We start from the raw sequence: 11,793 nt of genomic DNA on the forward strand, positions 1-11,793 counted from the left end.
TGGAGGGCCGGTCAGCTGGCAAGCGCGTCGATGGTGACGAAGCCGAAGCCGGCGGCTCGCAGTCCGGCGATGACGGTGGGCAGCGCGTCGGCGTCGAGGGTCGAGTGGTCGGTCGGGTTCGAGCCCAAGTGCATCAAGATGATCTCACCGGGCCGTTCGGCGGTCAGTGCCCGGGCGACCACCGAGGCGGCGGTGACGCCACCGGAGGCGCCCTCCCAGCCGAGGGTATCGACGGTCCAACGGACCGGCACGTACCCCAGGGCGTTGACCACGGCGATGGTGTGCGCGGTGCGGGCGCCATAAGGAAAGCGGAACCACGGTGCGGGCTGCTGACCGGTCACCGCGAGGATCGTCCGCGCGGCTTCCAGCACCTCGGTCCGAACCTGCGCATCGGTCAGGGTTGTCAGGTCTGAATGGTCGACGCTGTGGTTCCCCACCCGTCCAGCGGCCGCCAGAGCCCGGGCCTGGGCCGGATACCGCTGGCTGAACTGACCGGTGAGGAAGAAGGTGGCCGGCACGTGCTCCCGCGCCAGCGTCGCCAGCACGGAGGGGAGCCCGTCGGCGTTCGCACCGGCGTCGAAGGTCAGCGCCACCACCCTCCTGGTCGTCGGCAGGGCGGTCCAGTCAACGCCCAGGAGCCACCGCGGTAGGGCCGTGACGGTCGGCCGCGGGCTGGGCGACGGACGCGGCGTGGACGTAGGTGGGGTGGCCGGGGGCGAACTCGTCGCTTTCGAGCCCGTCGTGGTCCTAGCCGACACCGAACTGGACGCGGATCCGGCCGGTGAGGCGGACGCAGAACGACCCGAGGCGCTCAGGCTGCCACCAGGCCAGGGCGTTCCACCGCCGCAGGCCGCAGGCAACACACAGCAGACCGCCAGGCCGACCGACGCGGTGACTCCCACGATCCGCCGAATCCCCAGAACCTGTCTCGACCACACACCTTCAGCATCAACCGTGTACACGCGCAGCGCGTGGGCCCGAAGACCTGACGCGGAGCCGGCTCCAGCGGCAACACCCCACCCCGCTATGTCCTGCGCCGGGAATCCGTTGAAGATATGGGTTTAGCCGTTCGAGGATCTCGTCGGCGGTCTTGGTCCAGACGAACGGTACCGCCGACCGGACCTGGCGCACTGCGTAGTCACGGGATTACGCTGCGCTGTCACGGTCGACCCGTTCGGTGCGCCTCGACTCGGGCCTGGGCGTGCCCCGGGGGTCGGCCGACACCTCGGTTGAGGAGGCCCGCGATGGCTGACCCGAACCCGTTCCTGCCGAGCGCGAACGGCTTCGCGTTCACCAACAGCTGGCCGTCCCAGCCGGCCGTGACGGTGCCCACCCCGTTCGGCGCGATCAACATCGGCAACGCCGACGCCGGGCTGTGCGGGGGCATGGTGTTCGCGGCGCTGGACTTCTGGCACGCCCAGGCGCCCCCGCCTGCCACCCGGCCGGGGCCGGGTGCACCGCTGTACGACTTCATCGTCCGGCGACTGGTCGAGTCCTGGCACGTCCCCGCCGGGATCGCCCAGTACTACCAGTGGATGAACCTGCCCACCGACGACGCGACCTACGACGTGTTCGGCCGGCACGTGGTCATCGAACGCGGCGTCATCTCCCGCACGGTCGGTGTCCAGTGGCCGCAGATCCGCGCCGACCTCGACGCCGGCACACCCGCCGCGCTCGGACTGGTCACGGTCGCCTCGGCCAACCCGAAAGACCTCGGCCTCAACCACCAGGTCCTGGCCTACGGCTACCAGCAAGACGGCGCCGCTGTCACCGTCGGGGTCTACGACCCGAACAGCGGTCCACGCGACGACGTGTGGATCCGCTTCAGCGCCACCGGCCCGAGCGCGGCGACGACCTTCGAGCACAACCTCGGCATCAGCCACCCGGTCCGCGGGTTCTTCCGCACCGCCTACGCACCGACGGCACCGCCCGTCGGCCAGCCGCCAGACAGCCGGACCGGGAGCCCCACGCAGTCGCCCAGCCGGGCGCGCCGAGTCATTCCGGCAACGAGCCCTCGTCGGCGCTGAGCGCCGGCGGCTGCACGTCGAACTGCACCGAGAACTCCTCACCGGGGTCGGCGCTGCCCCAGCTGCGCCGGTTGACCAGCCGCAGGGTCGCGGGGCCGGTGGACACGGCCTGGAACACCAGCACCCGCTCGCCCCCGGACCCCCGCGGTGTGGTGGCGCCCTCGAAGCGGTCCTCGACCAGCAGCAGCCCGGCGCCGGGCTCGTCGCACTCCCACCGGTACCCGGTGGTGGGGCTCTCCGGTAGCCGCACGGTGGTCAACTCGCCGACCCGGACGGACCGAGACGTGCCGGTGTCCGCCGGGCCCAGCTCGATGGTCATCTGTGGCCGGCACCCCCTGTGTGTGAGCGGATCCCCCAGTGCAGCAGAAGAACCGCGCCCTTGACAGGCCCCGACGCGGAACAGGGCGCGGCGCTCGGCCGTGTCACTGAGATGGCGGATTCAGACCCTGCGTACTGAGAGTACGGTCGCGACCACATTCCGTCACCGCCAGCCATGGCGGCCCCCTCAGACGGAGAGGAGACAGGCGATGTTTCGCGGTCTGCTCGACAACGGGTTCCTCTACCAGAAGTACGCCGAAGACCAGCACGAGGGCATGCGCCTGGGCCGCAACCAGTGGCTGGACGGGCGCAGCCTGGCCTTCATGGTCGAAAACGACGCCCACGCGATGGGCCAGTCGCTGCACCACCAGCAGTGGGAACGCGCCCTGGTGATCCTGGACCAGGGCAAGCTCGGGTCGTGCACCGGTAACGCCGGGACCGGCGCCCTGGGCACCCAGCCGCTGTACGACGCGGTCGGCAAGGCCGTGCTCCCCGCGGCGGGCGACGCGGTGGCCGCCGAGGCGTTCGCCGTGCAGCTGTACGCCGACGCCACCGTCATCGACGGGTACCCCGGCACGTACCCGCCGGAAGACACCGGCTCGTCGGGTCTGGCGATCTGCAAGGTGCTGAAGTCCCGCGGCACCATCACCCGGTTCCGCTGGGCCCGCAGCGCGTACGGGCTGCTGCGGCTGCTGCAGGCCGGGCCGGTCCTGCAGGGCATGCCCTGGTACAACGCCTTCTTCTCACCCGACGCGGCCGGGTTCATCGACGCCGACCCGACCTGGTCGGGCAGCGGCGTCGCCGGCGGCCACGAGGTCGAGGCGGTCGGCGTTGAGATCGACGCCCGCGACGCCTTCAACAGCGTGCTCGTCTACGCCAACAGCTGGGGCACCGGCTGGGGCGACACCGGCTACTTCCGGATGCGACTGCGCACCTACGAACAGCTCAACGGCGTGGACCTCAAACAGCTCCTGGTCTGAACGCCGCCACAATAACCGTCCGGCAGCACCGGTGGGCCGTCGGCGAGCCACCCTCGCCACGGTCACCCGGTTCGGCACCACCTGGCGAGGAGGTGGGCGGCATGCCCAAAGCCGATGTGGTCCTTGAGGGCGGGGGGGTCAAGGGCATCGCCCTGGCCGGGGCGATCAGCGTCCTGATGGAACGCGGGTACGAGTTCAACCGGGTCGCCGGCACGTCGGCCGGGTCGATCGTGGGTGCGCTCGTGGCGGCCGGGATGAGCCGCGACGAGCTCGTCTCGACGGTGACCTCGATCGACTACCACGAGTTCCAGGACGGCCCCATGTGGGACGGCCTGGCCGCCGGCAAGATCTTCGAGCTGTTCGCCGAGCACGGCATCTACCGCGGCGACTACCTGCGGACCTGGCTGGGCGAGCAGCTGGCCGCCCACGGGGTGCACAGCTTCGCCGACCTGCGCTACACCGACCCTGAGCGACCGCCGGCCGACCCCGACCGTGCCTACCGGCTGGTGGTCAACGTCTCCGACATCACCGCCGGCTGCCTGCGCCAGCTGCCCTGGGGCTACCGGGAGCACTACCAGCGCGACCCGGCCGACGAGCCGGTGGCGGACGCGGTGCGCTGCTCCATGTCGATCCCGTTTTTCTACCAGCCGGTCGTCCTGGACGACGGCACCGGTCACAAGCACTGGATCGTCGACGGCGGCATGCTGTCCAACTTCCCGATCGACCTGTTCGACGCGCCCCCGGGCGTCGAACCCCGCTGGCCGACCTTCGGCATCAAGCTGTCCAGCCGGCCGGACGCGGTGCAGGAGGCCGTCGCCAACGAGGTGCACGGCGTGGCCAGCATGAGTTTGGCCCTGCTCAACACGATGACCGGTTTCTACGACCGGATGCACGTCGATGACCCGGCCGTCCTGGCGCGCACCATCTTCGTCGACACCGGCCACGTCAAGTCCACCGACTTCGACCTGACTGACACCCAACGCGACACCCTGTTCGAGAACGGTCGAGCCGCCGCCACCGCGTTCCTCGACGGCACCGACGGGCAGCCCGGCTGGGACTTTGAGCAGTACAAGCACACCCACCGGGCCGCTTGACCCAAGACATATCGGTCACCGCGCCGCAGTGACGTGCTGGTGACGCACCCTCGACAAGGTGACGACGGACCGAGACCCGCACTCGACTCCACGCGGCGGCGGCGTCGACGGCGTAACCCGCGCCCACCCAGCGGAGCAGGTCAGGCATGGTGGAGGGAGGCCCACATGCTGGGACGCACCCGCACCGCGGGAAAGTCGACAACGTGGCTGGCTACGTTCTGCGGCGGCATCGCCGCCAGCGGATCCGTGATCATCGTCATCTACGGCCTGGCCTCCAGCACCAACCGCGCCGAGGCCATCAGCACCGGCCTGCTGACCGCCCTCGCCTCCTACCTCACCGGGTTCCTGCTCGGCTTCCTGTTCGGGATCCCCCGGTACGTCTCCTCCGGGGAGTTCCGCCTCTCCCAGAAGCCGTCGGTCCCGGTCGGGCCCTCAGGCGGGACGGTCCCGAGCAGCAGCACCGCAAAGGTCGCCAGCGGAGGCACTGTGACGGCCACACCTGACCAGCCGTCCGACCAGGAGAACGTCGTTGCGATGGACCGGGCTGACCGGCCATCCTCGGCCTTCACGCCGAGTACGAACCTCGCCGAGGTCAGCGACTGGCTGACGAAGCTGCTGCTGGGAGCCGGCCTGGTCCAGCTGACGCATCTGGGGGCCCCCGTGGCGTCTTTGATCAACTCCGTGGCGTCCGGGCTAGAGGGTGGGACCACCACCGAACCCTCTGGCTCAGCGACAGTGATCGCCGGCGCGATCCTGATCACCTACACCGTGCTCGGATTTCTCGTTGGCTACGTGCTGACCACACTCTGGTACGGCCACCGCCTCGCCCAGTCGGGTCTGGCCGACGGGTGAACGGCCTGAGTGCCGCGCCGGTCGAGGGCACCGGGTCCTCCCCGCTGTGCACTTCACGCTGGCGACCCGCGGGGGTCGTTCAACAACAAGTGATGCGGCGGCGGGTCGACATCCACACACGGATGGGTCTGCTCAAGCTGAAGGTCGCGGCAGCCTGGTGAGGCAGCAGGGGGTGCGCTTGCATCATGCTTGCGTGGAGCCGGTGGTTCTCCCGGTGAGTCAGTCGGGACCGGTCAGCCTTTGACGTAGGACAGCTTCTGGCTCACCTTGCCGTCGCGGACCGTGAACAGGTCGACGCCGCGAACGTGGCCGCCGTCCCAGGAGTACAGCCAGCGTTGGACCACCCGATCGCAGGCGCCCAAAGCTCTCCTCCACCTCAAAGCGGGCGGACGCGTCGTCGACGATGGGCCTCCATGCCGCGCGGACGGCATCCCGGCCGGCGAGCCGGGCCCCCTCTGGAGCGGGGCCGGTGCTTTCGAAGACGCAGTCCTCGGTGGTCAGCTCGATCGCCGCATGGAGATTATGGTCGGACCACGCCGCGACGAACGCGTTCACCGTCGCTATGGCTCCCATGGTCGTCCTCCAGGGGCGAAGTCTGACGCTCTGTGAAGCGGTCGGTGGGCGTCGCGTCGATGTTCGACGCGAAGGATGATCACTTCTCGCACATCCCGTCGGATCCGGTAGAGCAAGCGGTAGGTACCGCGGCGGGTCGACCAACACCCTTCGCGCAGCCCGAACCTGACACCGGCGACTGCCATCGCCGCACCGGCGCGATTCTCGTCCCGTTTCGACGCGCGCCCTGGTGATGCTGCGGTGACGCGGCGGTGACGGCCCTCGCGCACCCTTCGGTCGGGGCGTGTGCCTCCAACGCAGTGCCTCGAATCGACTCGGCTCGTCTGGGGTTCCGTTGCGTTTTGCCTGCTCACCAGCCGCACCCGCATGGAGGAGACCACGATGTCGGTGATGGATGCGCCCGCCAGCAAGGGCATGGCGCCGGCGGAGACGACCGCGATGAACGGGGCGGGGACGGCGATGCCGGACATCATGCCCGCCGCCCCCGATGCGCACACCGCCGTCGCGGGCAAGCGCCGGGTCAGCAAGGCACCCGGGGCGCAGCGAGACTCCCGCGACCTGCATGTTCTGGTCAAGGCCGGCGGTTCGGTGCCGACGGAACGGCCCGCTCTGGCGGCCGACGGCGGTCCCTACACGCTGGGTGGTTCGACGACGCATTTCAAGGTCTACTACGAGAACGCGCTCGGCTCGAACGGCCCCGTCCTGGCGGATGCGGTGCTCGCCTCTTGTGAAGTCGAGTACGCGCAGCTTCGAGGCTGGTTCGGCGAGGTGACCCCCGGCGCCCTGCCTTTCACCGTCTACGTGGTGACCGGCACGTTCGGTGCGTACCACGCGAACTGCACCGCGACCGAGGAGCACTGCGCGGCCTTTGACGGGACTGACGCGAATCTGGTCCGCATGCTGCAGGTCGCTGAGGAGGTCGAGGTGTTCTCCGCAGCCCAGGGGCATTGGGACTGTGGTGCGAGCACCGGCGAGGGGCTCTCCCGAGTCTTCGCCGCCGAGCTGTATCCGGCGTCGCTCGGGGAGTTCGCCAGTGCGGCCAGCTGGCTGGACGGCGGCCGGCCGGACTTCGTGAACACCACCGACCCGACCGACCGCAACTACCTGTCCATCGGATGTTCGACGCTGTTCCTCAACTGGCTGCGCTACCAGCTGCACTTCACCTGGGCCGAGATCGTCGCGGCCGGTGGGCCGACCCTCGCCGCGACCTACCAGAACCTCACCGGACGCACCGACGCCCTCGCCCAGTTCACGGGCCTGCTGGACCGTCACTTCCCCGCCGGGACCCCGTGCGGCCTCACCAACGACAACCCGTATCCGCTGCTCGACCCGGCGGGCTGGGGAGGCTGGGAGTCCCTCGGTGGCACCCTCGAAACCGAACCGGCCGTGGTGTCCTGGGCGCCCAACCGGCTGGACGTGTTCACGATCGGCACCGACAGCGCCCTGTGGCACCGCTGGTGGGACGGATCCTCCTGGGGAGGCTGGGAGTCTCTCGGCGGGCTGCTCGAATCCGAGCCGGTGGCCGTGTCCTGGGCCCCCAACCGGATCGACGTGTTCGCGCTGGGGACGGATCACGCACTGTGGCATCGCTGGTGGGACGGATCCTCGTGGGGAGGCTGGGAGTCCCTCGGCGGCATCCTGATGGGCACACCCGCAGCCGTGGCCTGGGACACCGACCGCCTGGACATCTTCGGGGTGGGAACCGACCGCGCCCTGTGGCACCGCTGGTGGGACGGGTCCTCCTGGGGAGGCTGGGAGTCTCTCGGCGGCATCCTCAGGAGCGCCCCCACTGTCGCCTCATGGAACCGCAACCGCCTCGACGTGTTCGCCACCGGCACCGACAGCGCCTGCTGGCACCGCTGGTGGGACGGATCCTCCTGGGGCGGCTGGGAGTCCCTCGGTGGTATCTGCGGCCCCATCACCGCGACCTCGTGGGCGCCGAACCGGCTCGATCTGTTCACCGTCGGTACCGACAGCGCCGTCTACCACCAGGCATGGGACGGATCCGCCTGGAGCGGCTGGGAAGACCGCGGCGGCACTGTCGTATCCGGCGTCGCGGCCAGCACCTGGTCGGCCAACCGGATCGACCTGTTCGCGATCGGGACCGACAGCGCCATGTGGCACATGTGGTGGGGCTAGGACCACCGCCCTTCGTCGCTGCCCAGGGCGCCGCGGACGGCGTCGAGCCTCTCGCGCGACCGACCAGCCAGCCCGATCCGCGCCCCTCAGGGCGGCGTGCTGGGCGAGATAGGCCGCCGCGCGGCGGCCCACGAACCCCGTCGCGCCGAAAACGACGACGTCCCAGTCGCGCTCCGGGCGCATGCGCGCAGCCACCTCCGCACCACAGTCGTCCCACCTCGAACGGGGCCGTGCCAGAGGCGCGTGGTTGGGCATCCGGCTGGCTGGACAGCCACTGCGGTCAGCCCAGCCGTGCGCCTGGGACCTACCAGACGGCCTCGGCATGCCGCGTCGAGCGGAGGACGAGACGAACATCGCCCACGAGATCCTCCACCGCCCACCCCGAGGGGGGCTCGAAACTGATCGCAAGAGCAAAGGAGAGGAGACGGGGTGTCCTGACTCCGGGGAATCTTCGGAGCAGGCGGTCCAAGGAGAAGACTGTCAGAGGGCGGCTGGGCGGCGGTGCTTGGTCGGACATGTCGTGTCCGACAGGAGGCGGCGAGCTGGGGTCTTGCCGCATTCGATTGGCGGGACCCGGCGGTGTTGGTGCCGTGCGGCCTACCGTTCGCCGGATGGCACTGCGTAGCGGCTGGTCGTCATCATCGGGGACACGTCGACGCGGCCCGTTCTTGCGATCTCGAGGGCGGCCCTTAGCTCGACTGGGCGGCTGAAGAGGTTCCCCTGGGCCAGATCGCATCCGAGGTCACGGACGGCTTGCGCGCTGTGCCAATCCTCCACGCCTTCGGTGACCACGGTCAGGTCCATCGCTTGGGCCATGGCGATGACCCCCTGCATCAGCGCGTGGGACCGCGGGTCGTGCAGTTCGTGAACGAACAGCTTGTCAATCTTGAGGATGTCGACCGGTAGACGGTGCAGGTACCCGACGGAGGAGTAGCCGGTCCCGAAGTCGTCGACCGCCAGCTTCGCGCCGCAGGCCTTGAGGGTGTGCAGGGCTGCGACGGTCGGGGAGTCGTCGCCGAGGAGCGTTCCCTCGGTGAGCTCCAGGACGAGGGGGACCTGCGGGTGTTCCCGGAGCAGCACGGTCACGCGATCCGTCAAGTCAGGGTCGCTGATCTGGGTCGCAGACAGGTTCACGGCCAGCTGGAGGGGGCGACCGGCCCGTTCGCTCAACCGTAGCGCGCCTCGGTGGGAACGCTCGAGGATCTGCAGCCCGAGGGTGCGGATCAGCCCCAGCCGTTCGGCGATCGGGATGAAGGTGTCGGGTGGCACGACGCCGAGCGATGGGTGCGTCCAGCGGGCCAGTGCCTCGAAGCCGCGGATGGCTCCAGTGTTCAAGTCGATGACCGGCTGGTAGTGGACCCGGATCCGGTCCTCTTCGACCGCGAGGCGCAGCGCGGCTTCCAGCTCGCGCCGGCGCAGGTCGCTGGTCCGCATGGCGGGAACGAAGCGTTCGGTCCTGCCCTTGCCGAGCGCCTTGGCGGCGTACATGGCCGTGTCCGCGCTGTTCAGGAGGGCCTCGGCGGTCAACGGTTCCTGGCCGGCGTGGGCGATCCCGATACTCGCCTGGACCGGGATGTCGTGGCCTTCGGTGTGGAAGGCGGGCGCGAGGGCGTCCAGCAGGCGTTGGGCGACCTCCTCGGCTTGTGCCTCGTCGTTGAGGCTGTCCAGCAGAATGCCGAACTCGTCGCCACCCAGCCGGGCGGCGGTGTCCTCGGGTCGAAGGCAGCTGCGGACCCGATCGGCGACGGCGACGAGAAGCCGGTCGCCCGCCTCGTGCCCGAGGAGGTCGTTGACCTCCTTGAAACCGTCGAGGTCGCAATAGAGGACGGCGACGATCCGCCGCGGTCCGCGCCGCTCGAGGGCGTGGGTCAAGCGGTCGGCGAACACCCCCCGGTTGAACAGCCCGGTCAGGACATCGTGGCGGGCGAGGTAGCTCATGTCCGCGGCCAGGCGGCGGCGGTTGAGTGCTGAGACCCCGATCGCGGCGAGAGCCTCGAGGGCGACCTGGTCGTGAGTGTCGAAATTTTCGCCGTTGGACAGCCGTCGCGCCACGAGGTGGCGGTCGGGTCGGCCCTCGAGCTGGATCGGGGCGCTGATCTCGGGTGGGTCCGCAGGGGTGGCGCGAAGGGTCGCTTCGGTGCGCCGCAGAGTGCGCTGGGCCTGGACCACCAGCGCGCTATCGATCTGGTGCTCGTCGGCCCAGTCTGGTGCCTGAGTGGCGGCTTCCAGGAGCCCGGCGAGCCGCCGGTGTGCCAGCTGGGTGCGGCTGACTGAGCCGACGGCCACCAGGATTGTGCCCACCGGCACCAGGAGCAGCAGCAGGGTCCAGCTGGGCTGGCTGCGCTGGAGCAGCGCGGCCAGGTAGCCGAGGGTGTCAACACCGACGAAGCTGGCCAGGCCCAGGGACACCGAACGCCAGCGCAGGGCGGAACTCAGGGAGGTCCCGTCCTCGAGTGCGAGGGAGCCCGCGGTGGTGAGCAGGTCGAAGAGGAAGTAGATCGCGCAGCCGAGCATGACCGCGGCGAGTTCCAAGGATCGCTGGTTTGGTCCCGCCTGGACCAGCGCGACGACGAGCACGAGCAGGCCGCCGGCTTGGATCGTCAGACCGATGTTGAACAGGGTCGATCGCCAGCTCTTTCGCGCCGTTGCGTTGGCGATCGTCGTACCGATGGCCCACAAGGCCAGTGCCTGGATTGGCGGCACGGTGAGCACGAGGAACACCAACGAACAGGTCTCGAAGCCGATGACGATGTCGCCGGACTGGTGGGCCAGCACCAGCGGGAAGCGCGAAAACACGACGATCAGGGTGATCGCGACGATGCCGGCGTAGCCGGGCATCTGCTGGCCGGTGAGCCATCGGGCCACGCACGGGACCGCCACCGCCACCCCCACGGCGAAGATGACCACGTCGAGGCATACAGCCAGAGTCGTGCGGCGCGCGCTCGCGGGCGACACAGGCTCCCCTATCTCTGCTGGGGCCGACGAACTGGCTCTGGTTCGATGTCGACGCTGAGCCGCCAGCCCTTGAGCACCATCGTCAAGGCCGCCGGCTGGGCTCCGTGGGCATCGTGTCGTCGTGGGCGCGGTCAAGTTCCCGCCCTCTTCGGCCGAGAGTGTTGGCACGTCGCGTGACCGTTCTGCTGCAGTAGCGTCATTCCCCTGCCGCCGCAGGCCCCCTCCCGGAAGTCGCCGATCGCCGACTGATCGCCCTTGCTGGGGTCGCTGCCCTGGCGCTGTCCGGGTGCACGACGGCGACGGCGGCCCCCCGATGCGGTCCTCGATCGCACCCAGCGCCGCGGCCAGGGTTGAGCTGCACCTGTCCGCGGTGGAGCGCTTTGACGTGCCGGCGGCGTTCTCGGTCACCGGGGGCACCCTCGTCTCGGTGCTGGTCAGCGGGCCCGGCTCCGGCGACGTGCTGCCCGGCCACCTCGACGCGGCCGCGGCGGGCTGGACCTCGGACACCCCGCCCACCCCGGGTGTCCGCTACCAGGTCACCGCGGCGGCGAACACCGACGGCACGGTGGCCACGGTGCACGCCAGCTTCACGGTGACCACCCCTGCGGCCGCGGCGAGCGCGCAGTACTGGGTCACCCCGGCGACCGGAACGACGGTCGGGGTCAACGCCCCGCTGGTGATCCGCTTCACCAAGGACGTCGCCGACCGCGCGGCCGTCGAGCGGCGCTGACCGTGGCGAGCACCACCCCGGTCGTCGGCGCCTGGCACTGGATCAACGCCCGGGAGGTGCACTTTCGCCCGCAGAACCCGTGGCCCGCGCACAGCCGCTTCGGGGCTGCCCTGCGCTCTCATCTG

General features: G+C 70.0%; 10 protein-coding genes and 1 pseudogene. 6 read left to right on the plus strand and 5 right to left on the minus strand.

Going from position 1 to position 11,793, the window contains the following annotated elements; genetic code table 11:
- Positions 1 to 11 precede the first annotated feature (11 nt).
- Positions 12 to 962: a polysaccharide deacetylase family protein gene (locus tag VIM19_02120; protein ID HEY5183708.1), complete on the minus strand. Its 951-nt coding sequence runs from the start codon at positions 960 to 962 to the stop codon at positions 12 to 14.
- 282 nt (positions 963 to 1,244) lie between these two features.
- Here VIM19_02120 and VIM19_02125 point away from each other — a divergent pair, with 282 nt between their 5' ends.
- The gene (locus VIM19_02125) at positions 1,245 to 2,027 is read left to right on the plus strand and encodes a hypothetical protein (GenBank protein HEY5183709.1); all 783 of its coding nucleotides are present in this window, start codon (positions 1,245 to 1,247) and stop codon (positions 2,025 to 2,027) included.
- On the opposite strand, the gene VIM19_02130 is transcribed toward VIM19_02125, so the two are convergent.
- Positions 1,996 to 2,346: a protease inhibitor I42 family protein gene (locus VIM19_02130; protein ID HEY5183710.1), complete on the minus strand. Its 351-nt coding sequence runs from the start codon at positions 2,344 to 2,346 to the stop codon at positions 1,996 to 1,998. The two genes, VIM19_02125 and VIM19_02130, sit on opposite strands and share 32 nt — an antisense overlap.
- 208 nt (positions 2,347 to 2,554) lie before the next feature.
- On the opposite strand from VIM19_02130, the gene VIM19_02135 reads away from it, so the two are divergent.
- The 3 genes from VIM19_02135 to VIM19_02145 all read left to right on the plus strand — a co-directional run bounded on the left by VIM19_02135 (position 2,555) and on the right by VIM19_02145 (position 5,271).
- Entirely contained in the window at positions 2,555 to 3,325 is a 771-nt protein-coding gene (locus tag VIM19_02135) for a C1 family peptidase (GenBank protein HEY5183711.1), read from the plus strand.
- A 101-nt stretch (positions 3,326 to 3,426) separates the two neighbouring features.
- A complete protein-coding gene (locus VIM19_02140) occupies positions 3,427 to 4,419 on the plus strand; it encodes a patatin-like phospholipase family protein (GenBank protein ID HEY5183712.1) in 993 nt (330 codons plus the stop codon).
- 165 nt (positions 4,420 to 4,584) lie between these two features.
- Positions 4,585 to 5,271, plus strand: coding sequence for a hypothetical protein (locus tag VIM19_02145; protein HEY5183713.1), 687 nt, complete (start codon positions 4,585 to 4,587; stop codon positions 5,269 to 5,271).
- Positions 5,272 to 5,504: 233 nt separating this feature from the next.
- Here VIM19_02145 and VIM19_02150 read toward each other — a convergent pair whose 3' ends face one another.
- Positions 5,505 to 5,633: a hypothetical protein gene (locus tag VIM19_02150; protein ID HEY5183714.1), complete on the minus strand. Its 129-nt coding sequence runs from the start codon at positions 5,631 to 5,633 to the stop codon at positions 5,505 to 5,507.
- A 198-nt stretch (positions 5,634 to 5,831) separates the two neighbouring features.
- Complete coding sequence (locus tag VIM19_02155; GenBank protein HEY5183715.1) at positions 5,832 to 6,317, minus strand: type II toxin-antitoxin system RelE/ParE family toxin; 486 nt, start codon at positions 6,315 to 6,317, stop codon at positions 5,832 to 5,834.
- On the opposite strand from VIM19_02155, the gene VIM19_02160 reads away from it, so the two are divergent.
- Entirely contained in the window at positions 6,226 to 7,983 is a 1,758-nt protein-coding gene (locus tag VIM19_02160) for a hypothetical protein (GenBank protein HEY5183716.1), read from the plus strand. The genes VIM19_02155 and VIM19_02160 overlap by 92 nt on opposite strands.
- Before the next feature lie 597 nt (positions 7,984 to 8,580).
- On the opposite strand, the gene VIM19_02165 is transcribed toward VIM19_02160, so the two are convergent.
- Complete coding sequence (locus VIM19_02165) at positions 8,581 to 10,938, minus strand: EAL domain-containing protein (GenBank protein ID HEY5183717.1); 2,358 nt, start codon at positions 10,936 to 10,938, stop codon at positions 8,581 to 8,583.
- 313 nt (positions 10,939 to 11,251) lie between these two features.
- Between VIM19_02165 and VIM19_02170 the strand changes: the two are divergent.
- A pseudogene (locus VIM19_02170) lies at positions 11,252 to 11,793 on the plus strand (Ig-like domain-containing protein).

The organism is Actinomycetes bacterium, assembly GCA_036510875.1.
Classification (GTDB): domain Bacteria; phylum Actinomycetota; class Actinomycetes; order Prado026; family Prado026; genus DATCDE01.